Origin of the sequence: Rahnella ecdela, assembly GCF_019049625.1 — a bacterium.
Lineage (GTDB): Bacteria > Pseudomonadota > Gammaproteobacteria > Enterobacterales > Enterobacteriaceae > Rahnella > Rahnella ecdela.
This window is the reverse complement of the sequence record NZ_JAFMOY010000130.1, coordinates 345,772-361,543: the sequence shown is the minus strand read 5'-3', so window position 1 is coordinate 361,543 and position 15,772 is coordinate 345,772. Positions and strand designations below refer to the sequence as shown.

The window sequence follows — 15,772 nt, the reverse complement described above, 5'->3', positions numbered from 1 at the left end:
CGTTATTTGCTGCCAGAGTTTCTTCATCCACTGTGCCCATACGTTTGATGGTCAGCGGGCCGGTATCCTCAATTTTGCCATCAGCAGAACTTTTGATGACGCCGCGCGGGCCGAATTCTTTACGGAACGCCGGGTCTTTCGGATAGTCAGGGTTTTCCGGTTCTTCTTCCGCATTCAGATGATAAAGATTACCGAAGAACTCATCAAATCCATGGGCGGTAGGCAAGAATTCGTCGCGATCGCCGAGGTGGTTTTTACCAAACTGACCGGTGGCGTACCCCAGTTGTTTAAGAATATTGGCAATGGTCGGGTCTTCTTTCTGCAACCCTTGCGGTGCGCCAGGCATACCCACTTTACTCATGCCTGTACGGAAAGGCATCTGCCCGGTAATGAACGAAGAACGCCCGGCCGTTGAGCTCTGTTCAGCGTAGTAGGACGTGAACTTCGCACCTTCATTGGCAATACTGTCAATGTTAGGCGTTTTATATCCAAGCATTCCCTGGTTATAGGTACTTAAATTCCAGTAACCAATGTCATCGCCAAAAATCACAACAATATTGGGTTTAGAGCTGTCTTGTTTGGGGGCATTTTCAGGCGATCCCGCAGCAGGCTGGGGAGTCGCTGCCGCAGCAGCACTTGATATCAATGCGAGCATGCTGGCAACCATCGTTCGCCTGAAAGATACTTTGTCAACCATGGTGGTCACTCCGTTCATTAAGGGCAGGAATTAAGTCAAATTGAGTATAGTCAAGTTTTGAGGTTTAACATTACATTTTGAATTAAAAGGTAATAATCACGTTTCAAAATATGAAGTGATCAATTCACCCTGTGAAATATGAACGGACGATCATGCCTTATTTTGGAAACAGGCAATGATTTAACTTGTTTAATTTTAAATTAAACAATTGATTTTAATGATCAAAGGGATCGAGTTTTGGAAACGGTACTGTGAGGGATTCCGATTTCTCCGCCTGATATTGTCATCAACACGGCGGAGTCAGGCTCAAAATTTATAGCTGTAATTCATGCTGAAAAAGTACAGGGAAGGATCCTGATATTCTCCTTTAATGAGTGGTGTTTTGACCCTTGATGACTCCATGGTCAGATATTCAAACGCCACCCCGATGTTACTGGCCGGGGTCAGCTGATATTGTGCTCCGGTGCCGAAACGCCACGCTGCGCCGGAAGGCGTAGTCAGCGAAGTATCATCCTGCGATTTATAAAAACTGCTGTCATAGGCAACACCGGCATTTAACCGCCAGGTATCATTCGGGCGGAACTGTGCCCCTAACGCCGTATGCCAGGTATCCTGCAATTTATTTTCACGTTCCAGCGGATTGTTGCCGGTGTAAATCTGATTACTGCCGTATTCGCTCCAGTTCTGCTAGCCTAAATCGCCCATCACCGACCAGCGTTTATTGATGTCATGCACCACGCTCAGCATGAGCTGGTCGGGTGTATTCACTTGTGCCGCAAGCGGTAAGGTATATTCGGCGTTATTAATCTGAGGGAAACGGGCTTTGGCATCAATGCTGAAATGGTATTGTGTTTTGCTGGCATAATTGAGGCCAATGCGGGTGTTTTCAGTGGCTTTGAATAAAATACCGGTACGGAAATTGAGCGCCCAGTCATGATCGTTTTGTTTTTTATCGTCGCCATCCACCTCACGGGTCAGCGAAAGAAAACCGTAATTAATCCCTAAACCAACACCCCAGGAGAGACGCTCATTGACTTTCCAGGCCAATGCCGGGCTGAGGGTTAAGCCGATAAGCGTGCTTTTCTTGATAAGACGATCAGCCGCCCAGTCGCCAAAATCCAGTCCCAAACCATTGTTCCCATACAGCCCGATCCCGGCGGAAACTGAGTCATTCAGGCGCTGTGCATAAAACATATTGGCACCCGGAAACCAGCCGATGGTATTGCCGGGACTTTTACCTTTCAGCGCGGAATTATCATCGAGAGAATAGGGCGTATGGCCATACAGCGCCTGTATTCCGCCAGTCAGCATGTGATCAGGAAGTTCGGTCATTCCCGCGGGATTGGACATCAGCGTTGAGGCATCCTGCGCACGCGCGGCCTGTCCTGCACCGGCCAGACCGGTATCCTCTGTACCGATTTCATAAAGGTATAAACCCGCTGCCTGCGGGCTGGCAGAAAATAAAATTCCACTTATCAATAATGTAAGTCTTTTCATATCGCGCCTGTGGTGTCTGTTCGTATTCGGCCCCGTGATGTCCTCTAACAAGTAGGTAAGGAATTCATTAATTGCAAATCTCAGATAACAAATAATAAAAAGATATTTCCGTTTGCTAGAAATAATTTCACTTACTGACTAGCCTTTACCGAGGTACCATCCCAATGAAAAAACACGTTTCTTTCTAATTTTGCAGGATATTGAGATGACAAATTCTGGTTGTATTTCTGTTCGTGTTGGAAGAATTCCGGGTTTACTCGTCGCTGTTCTTCTGTTTATTTTTCTTGCCTGTCAGCAGGTATTTGCAGCCACAGTTTTACCTTCCTGGAATGATTCAGCGGCTAAAACCAACATCACCGATTTCGTGCAGAAAGTGACACTGGAAGGCGGCGCCGATTACGTTAAACCGGAAGAACGCATTGCGGTCTTCGACAATGACGGTACTCTGTGGACCGAACAACCCGCCTATGTGCAGCTGGTTTACCTGATGGATCGCATCAGGGTGCTGGCACCTCAGCATCCTGAATGGAAAAACCAGCAGCCGTTCAAAGGCATTCTGGAAAACGACATGAAAGCCGTGGCGGCAACCGGGAATCAGGGGCTGATGGCGATTGAACATGCCGCAGACGCCGGGCTGACCACCGAAGAATTCAAAAAGAACGTCACGACCTGGCTGGAAACTGCCCGGGATCCACGCTTCAAACGGCCTTACACCGAACTGGTTTACCAGCCCATGCTGGAACTGCTGAGTTATCTGCGGGAAAACGGTTTTAAAACGTACATTGTGTCCGGCGGCGGCACCGATTTTATGCGCCCGTGGGCAGAGAAAACTTACGGTATTCCGCCGGAACAGGTGATTGGGTCTACCGATAAAGTGAAATTTGAAATTGATAAAAACGGCCATGCGCAGCTGATCAAACAGGGCGTCATTAATTTTATTGATGACGCTGAAAATAAGCCGGTGGCGATCAACCGTTACATCGGCCGGATGCCCCTGCTGGCCTTTGGCAATTCCGACGGCGACCTGCCGATGCTGCAATACGTTGCTTCCGGCGCAGGCCCGAATCTGGTGTTGTATGTGCATCATGATGACGCGGCCCGCGAATACGCCTACGACCGCCAGTCGAGTTTTGGCCGGCTGGATAAAGGGCTGGATGAAGCTGCGAAAAAAGGCTGGCCGGTGGTCAGTATGAAGACAGATTGGAAAACTATTTTTCCAGACGCTCAGACGAAATAACGCATTCCTGCTACAGGATCATTCTCTGCTCATGATGTGAGCGAAAGGGCGTAAATTAACATGAACAAGTTCAGCGGAACGCAAAAACTTCTGATAGTGGTCTGTCTGTGGTGGATACCCCAGGCTATGGCAGAGACGACTGAGCCGCAGGACACGAGTTCCGATGGCCGCACTTTTCCTATCTGGGGCGATGAGGCGCGCGCGCGCGGCTACTCTATTCCGCTGCCGTTTGGCGTCAATCTCAGCTACATGAATATGCGCCAGAACGTCGATGTCGACAGCATTACTTTCTCCGGCCTGAAGCTGGGCGCGCACCCGATCCCTTCCGACATGTTTAATATTGATGTCGCTAAAACCCGCGAACGCAGCCAGAGCGAAAACCTGCGCCTGGATATGTGGGTGTTTCCCTTTCTGAATGTGTACGGGCTGCTGGGTTACACCAAAGGGTCGTCGGTGTCGACTGTGTCGGTCGATGCGGATCCGTCGCGCTACACCGGCCTGGACCGCATTATCGCCAGCTCGGTGCATAATCTGAACCGCAGCGGCGATTTACAGGATATTGAGTTTAAACTCGACTTTCAGGGCAGAACCATCGGCACCGGCTTCACGCTGGCGGGCGGCTATGGCAACTGGTTTACGCTGGTCGATACCAATTACACCCGCACGGATTTCGACATCCTCGATGGCAGCATTTCAGCTGTGACAGTGTCACCGCGTGTCGGCTATCGTTTCAATATGCCGGGTGTGGCCGGGCCTTCGCCCCTGAGCCTCTGGGTCGGCAGCATGTATCAGGATGTGCAGCAGGAATTTAAAGGTAAGCTTTCTGACCTGCATATGCCCGCCGAACTTCAGCCACTGATTGCCACGGTGAATCAGGACGATGACGGCCGCTTTGACGTCAAACAGCATCTGAATTCGCCGTGGAATATGCTGATCGGCGCACAATATGAAATCACGCAAAACTTCAATGTGCTGTCGGAAATCGGTTTTAACGACCGTAACAGTTTCTTTCTGGCGGGTGAATACCGCTTCTGATGAACAAGTCCGGATTATTGCTGGCGGGATTACTGACCGTGACGGCGGCGCCTGTGAATGCCGACGTTCTGTCGCGTGAGGAGATCGACGGTTTTCTTAATAAACTCGGTGCGGATAACCATTTCGATGCCAGCAAAGGCGTGAACTGGAGTGTACTCCCGGGGCCATTTTACACGCCGGAACTGAAACTGGGGCTCGGCACCGCCGTGGCGGGGGTTTATCGCGTCAGCCCGCAAGATAAGGTCACGCAGAACTCGTCAATTTCATTTACCGGATTTATCAGCAGCAGCGGTGCGCTGGGATTGGGAATGACCAATTACACGTTTTTTCGTGATGATCAGTGGCGGCTGTTTATGGACGGCTCGCTGGCTAAAATCCCCACGGGTTTCTGGGGTATCGGTTACGACGCGGCGCAGGGGGATGAAATGAAATACACCGAGAATTCGCTGCGTCTGCATCCGCAAATCTTCTACCGGCTGGCGGACAATTTTTATGGCGGTGTGGGCTGGGATTTCTCGACACAACATGCCGATGTAGACGATCCGCACCAGAATGATTTATTCACGCAAAACGGTGCCGAAACGCATTCGCTCAGCTCCGGTGGCAGCGTGGCAGTGAACTACGATACCCGCGATGTGATTACCCGCCCGCAGCGCGGTCAGTTTTTCAGCGCCGAATACAGCGTTTTCGATCCGGCGGTCGGCTCCGATACGCATTTCACCGCGTTACAACTGCAGTACAACCACTACCAGCCGCTTAGCGACAGCGAAATACTGGCCTTTGATCTCTGGGGGCGCTTTACCCGTGGCGATGTGCCGTGGGATCAGCTTTCGATGGCCGGAGATGACCGCCGTCTGCGCGGCTATTATCAGGGGCAATACCGCGATAAAGACGTGGTCAGTACCCAGCTGGAATACCGTAAAAAACTTAACTGGCGCCATGGTTATGTCTTGTGGGTGGGGGCAGGCGCGCTGGGTGACAAGCCCGGCGATTTATCCAAACATCCGCTGCTACCGAACGCCGGTGCAGGTTACCGGTTTGAGGTAAAACCTGACATGAATGTTCGCCTGGATCTCGGTTTTGGACGGGAAAGCGCCGGGTTCTATTTTCAGATTGCGGAGGCCTTTTGAGAGTCAAGATGTTGTGGGCCTTATTGCTCGGCGTGGCCTCAATGAGCCATGCACACTATTTATTTGCACACTCCACGCAGGCACAGATCTTGCCCGTGGAGTCTGCATCCCGCGCGGGGCCGGTCGCACAGCATCTGGAAGCGCCTGAATCTCTGCGCCCGTGCTGCGCATTCGGTTATGACCTGCACGTGCGCGCCATTGGTGTGCCGATACCGTTTTATCAGATTGGTAATGTGCTGACAGTTGCGACGCTCGGTAAACATCATTACAACGACAGCCGTTTTGCCGCCGTGAAAAATATCGCCGGACTGAGTGAGGAAAAAAGCGGGCTGATGTACACCCGTCGTGGCGGGTTTATTGATATCGCCCATGTGCGTGATACGGCCGATAACACCTTCTACCTCTTCACGCGAATTTATCCGCGGCTCGGTAGTGACTGGCGTCTATTTTACAGCGAGGAACTGGGGCTGCGGCGCATTCAGCTGCACCGTTTTACGCCGCCGTCTTCTCCGGCAGAACGTTATACGCTGGCCGCCTGGCAGGCGGGGCATCTGGCATTCCAGCTGGCGCAGTGGCATGAAATTGCCCAGTGGTACGGTTTTCAGTCGGTGGCGGGTTTCTCCGAAGAAGTGTCTGCCTTTTCACCGGAAGATTTGTATTCCAACCTGCTCGGCGCACGTCTGGCGATAAACGTCATCCTGCAAGGGAACGCCGGAACGACGGAGAAATATAACGCCGCGATGGATATCGCACTGCGTGACGTGCTGGTCAAACTGGGTGCCGTCAGCGAGGCGGAAACCGGGAAAAAGTTTCATGAAATTGACGGTGACTGGTGGAACAGCAAACGCCGTGTGCCGGACAAGTTCCTGGTGCTGAACCGCAATTATGACCTGAGCGAAACCCGCTATCCGACGCCAGTGCCTTTCGAGCGAACCGCGCCTTATCAGCTCGTTATGCCCGCCAAAATCGCAGGTTATACGCTGTCGCTGCTCGGACAACTGCAAATATATACCGGTAATGATATGCGCGGGCTGAAAACGCCGGTGCATTTCTATGTGCCTTCCCAATTCCCTGCACTGGCAGAAAAGGCGAAATACGCTGACCAGATCCAGTTGCAGAGGCTGAATAAATAGATGCGGCGGAAGGCGGCTATCTCAGAACAAAGTGCGAAGAAAAGTCACTACGGGCTGATCATTCTTCTGGCCGGATTATCGCAGGCCAGCGCCGCCGGGCTGATGGACCCCACCGATAATATGGTAGATATGAGCAATTATCTGCGGGAAAACCGTTACGGCTTTCTGCCGGTGCCGGTGGTGATCACTGAACCGGCTGTCGGTTACGGCGGCGGATTATTCGGCCTGTTTTTGCATGACACCGGCGAGGATAAAAACGCCGATCCGCTTAAACCGCACGTTCCGGCGGCGATGAGTGCGCTGGGCGGCGGCGGTACACAAAATGGCACCTGGTTTGCCGGTGGCGGCCATCGCCATACCTGGAATGATGACAGCATCCGCTATCTGGGCGCAGCCGGTTATGCCGATATCAATCTGGATATTTATTCCGGTGACATCGCAGGATTCAGTAACGGCAGGAGCGTTACTACCACCACGCGTGGCTACGGCGGAATGCAGAAACTTCAGTTTCGCGTTGCAGGATCCCCGGTTTTCCTCGGTGTTTCTCAGTTTTATGCCCATATGAAAATCTCCGCCGATGATAATCCCGTGGTAAACCGCGTCTTTCAGCAGGTGCTCGGGGATTCGAGCACCACTTCCGGTGTGGGGCTGGTGGCGGAATACGATTCTACTGATAACTTCTTTTATCCCCGCAATGGTCTTTCGCTAACCGGCGAATATCAGTTCTACACGCATTTTCTCGGCGGTGATTACCGCTATGACCTGCTCAATATTGATGGACGTTATTTCTACCCGCTGGGTACCGATTTCACGCTGGTGATGGCCGGAAATTATCAGTCGTTGTCGCGCCATGACAAACATCTTCCGCCAATGGCGCGGCCTTATATTAATTTACGCGGGATCTCCCGCTACCGGTATCAGGGCGATTATGTCAGCACGGTACAGACACAACTGGAATGGCAGGTGACACCGCGCTGGATAGTGCAGGCGTTTACCGGTGCGGGGAGCGCAGGGAAGACGGCCGGGAACTTATATCAGCAAACCGAAGTGGCGTGGGGTGGCGGGTTCCGTTATCTGATTGCGCGCCAGTTCGGTCTTTATACCGGTATTGATGTGGCATTCAGCGACAACGAACAGGCGTTATATTTCAATCTGGGGGCCGGGCTTTAATTTAGTCATCTTTCTGCAAATTCTTAACACAAACGCAAAATGATCCACGACAATTACTCATTCCGGATATATTTATCCAAAGCGCACAAAAAACATTTACATTAATAAAGATACAGACCCGACTTGTTTAAGTCCTATTTAGTTCGTTGGCTTCAGAATAATAGTATTAAAAATATCCTTCAGAATAAATTTAAAGGATATTAAATAAAATATTGCTCACCGGAGGCATGACCAGGAATACCGGTGAATCAATAAATTATCTGAGGCCCTGACTGTATTGTGATGCGTATGTTTAACCGAAAGAATCTTTTCTGTCTTATGGCTCTTACCGGGCTGGGAGCGGCTAAAAGTGATGCCAGCGAACTGAGTTTATACTCAGTCAATACGGGGTCTTTTGTTTACCATATGACCGGTAATCTCGGGGACTACAACGAGATTTTTAAGAATAAGTTCTTCTCCGTCGAACGTAAATTCTCTCAGGAGTCGAAGAACAGTCTGCTTGTGGGCACGATGAAAAACAGTTTTAACGATCGCTGCCTGTCGGTGGGCATGAGAAGGGACTTGATGGAACTCAACGCCAAATGGAGGGTGAAAGGGGTCTATGCGTATACCGGAGAATTCTTTGCAAAAGCGTTCAGCGATTGCGGCAATCACGGTTCCTATCATGATTTTAAAAAAGTCACCGGCATAGGTTTTTCGCCTTACATCTACCACGCGCTCCAGTACAACCCGACCACTTTCTTCGGCGTTGAAGCGGGGATCATTGCGCCTGACATTTTTGCAACCAGCATTCAGTGGAGTTTCCGGTAAAGGTCTGAGATAAATAGTTTTTTCAATGTGGCAAACCCTCCTTATATATCGAAAATAGTATTCGGACTTTCTTCAGATATTCTTTTTATTCCCTGCGTCTATACTCAAATTCTGGCTGATGCTGTTCGATTGCCCACTGATGTTTTTTTATTAAGGCGGTGGCTGACGTGCTCAAAAAAATTTCCGGTATTTTAGGCCTGCCGTTATTACTTGCTCTTCCTGCGGGTCAGGCGGATCCATTAAACTTATATTCGATTAACACCGGATCCTTCGTTTATCATCTGACCGGTAATCACGGGCAATATACCGAGAAGTTTGATAATGATTTCTACTCGGTCGAGAGAAAATTCTCTGAAGATTCAAAATATAGCGTGTTAGTCGGGACGATGAAAAACAGCTTTGACGACCGCTGTATTGCTATCGGGATGCGCCGCGACTGGGTGGAGGGTAACACGGGTTGGGTGTTCAAAGGCGTGTATGGCTACACCGGCGAGTTCTTTTTTGATGCCTTCAAACACTGCGGTGACGACGGATCTTATGCGGATTTCAAGAAAGTCACCGGCATCGGCTTCTCGCCGTATATTTATCACGCCATTCAATACAACTTTACTGATTACTTCGGCGTTGAAAGCGGGATTATTATCCCTTCGGTATTTGTTATCAGCGTGCAGTGGAGTTTCAGATAACGCCACTGCACAAAGCGTTTTCGCTTAGCTCAGCAGGCCAAGATGCTCGACCAGAATTGAGGTGCCGATGCCAATCAGCACCACGCCACCGAGGATCTCGGCCCATTTGCCAATCGCTGCGCCGAGAAAACGGCCCAGCAGCATACCGGACGTCGCCATAATGGTGGTAGCCGCGCCAATCGTCAGCGCCATCACCAGAATATTCACCTGAAGGAACGCCAGCCCGACGCCGACGGCCATAGCATCCAGACTGGTGGCGACAGCGGTGGTGACCAGCAGCCAGAAACCGTGGCGGCGCGGTGCTTCTGTCTCTTCTGCGGTATCTTTTTTAAAGGCTTGCACAATCATGCGGATACCGAGGATCAGCAGCAGGGTGAACGCCACCCAGTGATCCCAGCTCATAATAAACTGGCTGGCAGCCAGACCAATACCCCAGCCGATCACCGGCGTAATCGCTTCAATCACACCAAAAATAAGTCCGGTACGTAATGCCTCTTTCAATGGCGGACGGTGCAGTGCTGCGCCTTTTCCGATTGCCGCTGCGAACGCATCCATGGACATGCCGAACGCCAGAATGAGGATAGTATAAAGTTGCATAAACGGACCAGTCATGCCTTCGGGAAGAAAAAAGGCTGTGTATTAAAAGATGCGCGCAGTTTGCCACAGAACTTAAAATAAAAAAACCATAATTTTCAATATGTTATAGTATTGGTTAAGAATGTTAGCACAAGCTATATTTGTTTGAAATGCCCGCGAATTGCTGAAAATGGCAGCGGCAGGAATGAAAAACATCAATCATCATAACGATTTATCGCGAGCCTGTTTTATTCGGTAAATCTCACCGGCACAGGCTCGCACTTGCTCACCGCGCGGCGTAAACAATAAAAGTCACCACGCCAAATATTTCCAGCGATTCTTCATCCTGAAAAGTGATCGGGGAATAGCTCGGATTCATCGGCACCAGTTGCAGCACCGGATGCGTCCGCAATTTCTTCACCGTGAATTCACCGTCCACCGCCGCCACCACAATATCGCCGTCAACCGCTGTCAGGGCACTGTCCACCACCAGCAAATCGCCTTCGTTGACGTTAGCATCGCTCATCGAATGCCCGGAGACGCGGATAAAGTAGGTCGCGCTGGGATGGGCGATCAGCAGCTTGTTGAGATCGATCCGCGATTCCACGTAATCCTGCGCCGGAGATGGGAAGCCGCAAGGCACGCGATCCAGAAATAACGGCAGGGTAATTTTTTGCAGATGTTCTGCGGGGGTATACAAAATCATACTCATTTCTCGTGATACTGGTTTTATATACAGTATTCACACTGACGGGACACGGATCAAGCCCGTCAGCGGCAGAAAAGAGTATCTGGCTGATCGGCGGGAGAATTTATTTTTGTACGCGACAGGCGTGACACCCTGTGCCTTTTGCCCCACGAACGCTTTTACTTTGCATAAAGTAATCGATTACAATGTTGCGAAAAGGTGAACTCAAAAGAGGACAGATGATGAGTGAAAAGATTCGGGTCGGGCTGGCAGGCTACGGTTTTGCCAGCAAAACGTTTCATGCCCCGCTGATTGCGGGAACGTCTGCGATGGAACTGGCGGCGGTATCAAGCAGTGATGCCAGCAAAGTACATGCCGACTGGCCGGGAATGCAGGTGGTGGCGGACCCTCAAAGTTTGTTCGATGACCCGACGCTGGATCTGATTGTGATCCCGACACCTAATGACACGCATTTCCCGCTGGCGCAGGCCGCACTGAATGCCGGAAAACATGTGATCGTCGATAAGCCGTTTACCGTGACACTGTCACAGGCGCAAGAGCTTGAGGCGCTGGCGAAATCCAAAGGGTTACTGCTTTCTGTATTCCATAACCGCCGCTGGGACAGCGATTTCCTGACGCTGAAAAAACTGATTGCCGACGGAACGCTGGGTGAAGTGAGCTATCTGGAATCGCATTTTGACCGCTTCCGCCCGGAGGTGCGTCAGCGCTGGCGCGAGATGAAAGGGGCTGGCAGCGGTATCTGGTACGATCTTGGGCCGCATATTATCGATCAGGCTTTGCAGTTGTTTGGCGCGCCGTCGGCAATTCAGGTCGATATGGCGGAACTGCGTCCCGGCGGCCAGACGACTGATTACTTCCACGCCGTGCTGTCTTATCCACAGCGCCGCGTTGTGCTGCACGGCAGCATGCTGGTGGCGGCAGAATCTGCGCGTTTTCAGGTACACGGCCTGCGCGGAAGTTACGTGAAATATGGTCTGGATCCACAGGAGGATAATCTGAAAGCGGGCGCACGTCCGCCTGCGGAAAACTGGGGTCATGACGCGCGTGATGGCGTACTGACGCTGGCCGAAGGCGACCAGATAACGACATCAGTCTGCCCGACATTACCGGGCAACTATCCGGCTTATTATCATGCCATCGCCGAAGCGATTCAGGGCAAAGGGCAGAATCCGGTGACCGCGGCTGACGCCATTGCGGTGATGGAATTAATCGAACTCGGCCAGCTTTCTGCCGAAAAAGGGCAGACGATCCCTCTCGGATAGTTTTCGCTGCAATCATCTTTACGGGCGGCATCAGTTCGCCCGTTTTACTCTTGCGTTGGTTACCGTCAGTGCCCTGCAACATTCTGAATTCCCTGCCGCAAAAGATAACAGTTTGTTAATGAAATGAAGTAAATGTAGCGACTATACTCTGTGAATGGGGCGACACATGTCGCACCGAGAGATTGTGAAGCCACTCATGAAGCATACAAAAAATAAATCATCGCTGCTGACTGTGACCGTGGCGTGTATTGGTGTCGTCTATGGTGATATCGGTACCAGCCCGCTGTATACCCTGCGTGAATGCCTGACCGGACAAGCAGGCATTGCCGTGACCCAAAGTGCTTTATTCGGCTTTCTGTCGCTGATTTTCTGGCTCCTGATGCTGGTGGTGTCGGTGAAATACATCAGTTTCGTGATGCGCGCCGACAACGACGGTGAGGGCGGTATTCTGACCCTGATGTCGCTGGCGATCCGCAATCTCAATCCGCGGTGGATCCCGGCGATTATGTTTATCGGGCTGGTGGGCGGCAGCTTTTTCTATGGCGACGGGGTGATCACTCCGGCTATTTCGGTACTTTCGGCGATTGAAGGGCTGGAGATTATTGAGCCGTCGCTCGACCGGTTTATCATTCCGTTTTCCATTGCCGTCCTGACGCTGCTGTTTTTCATTCAGAAAAATGGCACCGGCAGCGTGGGCAAAATCTTTGCGCCGGTGATGGTGCTGTGGTTTGTGACCATCGGTGCGCTGGGGATTAACGGGATTATGCGTAATCCCGATGTATTGCAGGCGCTTAATCCTTACTGGGCGCTGCATTTCTTTGTGGAATTCAAAACCGTCTCGTTCTTTGCTCTCGGCATGGTGGTGCTGTCGGTGACCGGTGGCGAAGCGCTGTATGCCGACATGGGGCATTTTGGTAAAAAACCGATCCGCATTGCCTGGTTTGTGCTGGTCGGGCCTTCGCTGGTGATGAATTACTTCGGACAGGGCGCGCTGCTGCTCAGTAAACCCGAAGCCATTGTGAATCCGTTTTTCCTGCTTGCTCCTGACTGGGCGCTGATCCCGCTGCTGATCCTGGCCACGCTGGCGACGGTGATTGCCTCGCAGGCGGTGATTTCCGGCGTGTTCTCCCTGACGCGCCAGGCCGTGCGTATGGGCTATCTGCCGCCGATGCGCATCATCTACACCTCTGACGAAGAATCCGGCCAGATTTACATTCCGGTGGTCAACTGGCTGCTGTATTTCGCAGTGCTGATTGCCATCGTCAGCTTTAAACATTCCAGCAATCTGGCGTCGGCCTACGGGATTGTGGTCACCGGCACAATGGTTATTACTTCGGTACTGATTGGCATTGTGATGGTCAAAAACTGGGGATGGAAAACCTGGGCTGGCGGGCTGATGATGGCGGTATTGCTTTTCATTGACGTGCCGCTGTTTGCTGCCAACCTGACCAAACTGTTCTCCGGCGGCTGGCTGCCGGTAGCCATCGGGGTGACCATTCTGCTGATTATGCTCACATGGAAAACCGAGCGTTCGCGCCTGCTGCGCCGCCTGCGACAGGATCCGGAAGCGCTTGAGGCGCTTATCGCCTCACTGGAAAAAGCGCCGCCGAAACGCGTGCCGGGCACGGCGGTGGTCATGTCTCGCGGGCAATATGAAGTACCGCTGGTGCTGCTGCATAATCTTAAGCACAACAAAATTTTGCACGAGCGTGTGGTGCTGCTGACGGTGGTGACTGAGGACGTGCCGTACGTTCATAACGTGAAAAGGGTGACGATTGAACAGCTCTCACCGGCATTCTGGCGGGTCATTGCCAGTTATGGCTGGCGGGAAACGCCGAACGTGACGGATATTCTCTACCGCTGCGGGCTGGAAGGGCTGAAATGCACGATGAATGAGACGTCGTTCTTTATGTCACGGGATACGTTTACACTGGGCGAACCCCGGCCGTGGTACTTAAAAGCGCGCGGGAAACTGTTTCAGGTTTTGCAGCGCAACTCTTTGCGTGCGCCTGAGCATTATCATATTCCGCCGAACAGGGTGATTGAGCTGGGTGCGGTGGTGAAATTCTGAGGATTATCCCCGCCGGAGGATCTTATATACCGGCGGGGGAAACGGATTACGCTTGCGGCGCGGAAGTCAGGTCAGTGATATCCGGCGTGGTCGAACCCTGCGTCGCTTGTGAGGTTTGCGACGAAGTGGTTGGCGTCAGCTCGGTAACGGCTGGTGTCTGCGTGGCTGGCGCGGCAGTTTGTGTCTGCTGAGTCGCTGCCGGTGTCGCAGGCGTAACGGTTTGCGTCGGCTGGGTCGCAGGTGTTGCAGGCGTTCCGGTCGTTGTCGACGCTGCAGCGGTTGCAGACGTCTGCTGAGTGGCTGCCGGTGCGACAGTTTGCGTCGCCGGAGCCGCTTCCGTTGCTGCGTTGGCCGGTACAGCTGAAGCCTGCGACTGTTCGGCAGTTGCCGGTGCTTCAATGTCTTTCGGCAGCGACGGAACCGGTTCTGCCGGAATCGATTCTGACTTCGGTTTCGGTACTGGCGTTGATGCGCGAACCAGGAACGTCGGTTTGAGATTCGCCACAGAATAGGTCACATGGCTGACGACATCGCGCGATGTCGCCACGTCGACCGGCGCGATGGTGACGCGGCCAATCAGTGAACGGGCATAGCCGCCGACTTTATGTTTACCTTCCGGAAGCTGGACTTCCAGGCTTTCGCCGGTTCCCAGCGCACCGGCATCTTTGTCATCGATGGTGACATACAGTTTAGTGCCATCATCGGTTTTCGTCGGGACGTGCGCTACGGTCAGGCGCGTCGAGCCAAAATCGAAAGCCGGTGCCTGGTCGGCGGTTTTCGTTTTTGCGCATCCTGTCAGGGCTAAAACGGCTGCCACAGCAGCCAGGGTGAAGCGATAACTCATAATGCGACGTCTTCCTTTAAGGGATTTTTGTGATCTGCGTTCCAATATACCCGATCCCACCGAAGAGATGAACGTTCTTACAGGGAACTCGGAGGAGTCTGCTGTCTGCGTTGAGCCGTTTTGGTGACAAAATCCCGGACGATCGCCGCCACTTGCTCCGGCGCTTCGACCGGTAATAAATGTCCAAACCCGGCCAGAAAATGTACATCCGCAGAAGGATAGCTCGCAATGATGTGCGTCTTCACGACGTCAATAGGATCAACACGGTCCAGTTCCCCCGCCACAATCGCTACCGGCACGTTGATCTGTGCGGCGTGGTGGTGAAGATCTTCTGCCATGCCGGTGTCAGTCCATCCGCTGATCGCCTGCGGGCTCATTCGCAGCGCATCGGCGATCAGCTGTTCACGTTGGACAGCTGCAACCGGGGTGCCGGTGAGTACATTTTCCAACGTCCAGATAACGGCTTCACGGCTGATATATGTACTTTTCATTTGCTCGCGTTGTTCCTGCGGAAAATTCATCGGTGACAGCGGTGACGATGCGACCAACACCAGACCTTCCAGTCCCAGCGGACGTTCTGACGCCAGCAACTGCGCCGCTTTACCGCCCATCGAGTGCCCGACCAGAACATAGCGTTTCAGGCCGAGCGCGGCGATCACACCCCGGACATCATCTGCATGATCCTGTGTCCGGTAACCTTTTGCGGGCGCGTCAGATCCTCCCGCGCCGCGGGCATCCAGCGTGATACAGCGGAATGTGTCACGCAGTCGCGCCACCACGTCATCCCAGGTGCGCGAAGACCCGCCCCAGAAATGCTGAAATATCAGCGCCGTTTCACCTTTTTGTGTGTCTTTAACGTTCAGATTGATGCCGTTGATTAACATTTTCATGAGTTATTCTCTTTGAAGTCGCGTC

General features: G+C 52.3%; 14 protein-coding genes and 1 pseudogene. 9 read left to right on the top strand and 6 right to left on the bottom strand.

All coding sequences use genetic code 11. The features are described from left to right. The coding region (locus J1784_RS18625; RefSeq protein ID WP_217150410.1) for a sulfatase-like hydrolase/transferase at positions 1–697 on the bottom strand (697 nt) is incomplete at its 3' end. A gap of 306 nt (positions 698–1,003) precedes the next feature. Next, positions 1,004–2,194: pseudogene (locus J1784_RS18620) on the bottom strand (OmpP1/FadL family transporter). 205 nt (positions 2,195–2,399) lie between these two features. On the opposite strand from J1784_RS18620, the gene J1784_RS18615 reads away from it, so the two are divergent. From J1784_RS18615 to J1784_RS18585, 7 genes are all read left to right on the top strand, one after another. Then, positions 2,400–3,431 carry an HAD family hydrolase gene (locus J1784_RS18615; RefSeq protein ID WP_217150409.1) on the top strand — a complete coding sequence of 344 codons (1,032 nt, stop codon included), beginning with the start codon at positions 2,400–2,402 and terminating at the stop codon, positions 3,429–3,431. A 126-nt stretch (positions 3,432–3,557) separates the two neighbouring features. After that, positions 3,558–4,466: a porin family protein gene (locus J1784_RS18610; RefSeq protein WP_217150408.1), complete on the top strand. Its 909-nt coding sequence runs from the start codon at positions 3,558–3,560 to the stop codon at positions 4,464–4,466. Beyond that, the gene (locus tag J1784_RS18605) at positions 4,466–5,596 is read left to right on the top strand and encodes a BamA/TamA family outer membrane protein (protein ID WP_217150407.1); all 1,131 of its coding nucleotides are present in this window, start codon (positions 4,466–4,468) and stop codon (positions 5,594–5,596) included. Before J1784_RS18610 ends, J1784_RS18605 begins: the two co-directional genes overlap by 1 nt. Before the next feature lie 41 nt (positions 5,597–5,637). Next, a complete protein-coding gene (locus tag J1784_RS18600) occupies positions 5,638–6,729 on the top strand; it encodes a DUF4056 domain-containing protein (RefSeq protein ID WP_217150427.1) in 1,092 nt (363 codons plus the stop codon). Further along, entirely contained in the window at positions 6,730–7,899 is a 1,170-nt protein-coding gene (locus J1784_RS18595) for a BamA/TamA family outer membrane protein (RefSeq protein ID WP_420803978.1), read from the top strand. Between the two features lie 318 nt (positions 7,900–8,217). Continuing rightward, positions 8,218–8,709, top strand: a complete 492-nt coding sequence (locus J1784_RS18590) for a hypothetical protein (protein ID WP_238485592.1) — start codon at positions 8,218–8,220, stop codon at positions 8,707–8,709. 179 nt (positions 8,710–8,888) lie between these two features. Then, positions 8,889–9,395 (top strand): hypothetical protein, encoded by a 507-nt coding sequence (locus J1784_RS18585; RefSeq protein ID WP_162940787.1) that lies wholly within the window; start codon positions 8,889–8,891, stop codon positions 9,393–9,395. 24 nt (positions 9,396–9,419) lie between these two features. Here J1784_RS18585 and mntP read toward each other — a convergent pair whose 3' ends face one another. Next, the gene (mntP, locus tag J1784_RS18580; protein WP_217150406.1) at positions 9,420–9,992 is read right to left on the bottom strand and encodes a manganese efflux pump MntP; all 573 of its coding nucleotides are present in this window, start codon (positions 9,990–9,992) and stop codon (positions 9,420–9,422) included. Between the two features lie 265 nt (positions 9,993–10,257). Next, entirely contained in the window at positions 10,258–10,677 is a 420-nt protein-coding gene (umuD, locus tag J1784_RS18575) for a translesion error-prone DNA polymerase V autoproteolytic subunit (protein ID WP_217150405.1), read from the bottom strand. 224 nt (positions 10,678–10,901) lie between these two features. On the opposite strand from umuD, the gene J1784_RS18570 reads away from it, so the two are divergent. Both J1784_RS18570 and kup read left to right on the top strand, forming a co-directional pair. Further along, entirely contained in the window at positions 10,902–11,942 is a 1,041-nt protein-coding gene (locus J1784_RS18570) for an oxidoreductase (RefSeq protein WP_217150404.1), read from the top strand. 196 nt (positions 11,943–12,138) lie between these two features. Next, complete coding sequence (gene kup / locus J1784_RS18565; RefSeq protein ID WP_217150403.1) at positions 12,139–14,013, top strand: low affinity potassium transporter Kup; 1,875 nt, start codon at positions 12,139–12,141, stop codon at positions 14,011–14,013. A 46-nt stretch (positions 14,014–14,059) separates the two neighbouring features. Here the strand turns inward: kup and J1784_RS18560 are convergent, their stop codons facing one another. Together J1784_RS18560 and J1784_RS18555 are read right to left on the bottom strand one after the other, a co-directional pair. Beyond that, positions 14,060–14,857 carry a hypothetical protein gene (locus tag J1784_RS18560; protein ID WP_217150402.1) on the bottom strand — a complete coding sequence of 266 codons (798 nt, stop codon included), beginning with the start codon at positions 14,855–14,857 and terminating at the stop codon, positions 14,060–14,062. Positions 14,858–14,934: 77 nt separating this feature from the next. Then, positions 14,935–15,747, bottom strand: coding sequence for an alpha/beta fold hydrolase (locus J1784_RS18555; protein ID WP_217150401.1), 813 nt, complete (start codon positions 15,745–15,747; stop codon positions 14,935–14,937). Positions 15,748–15,772: the final 25 nt, after the last annotated feature.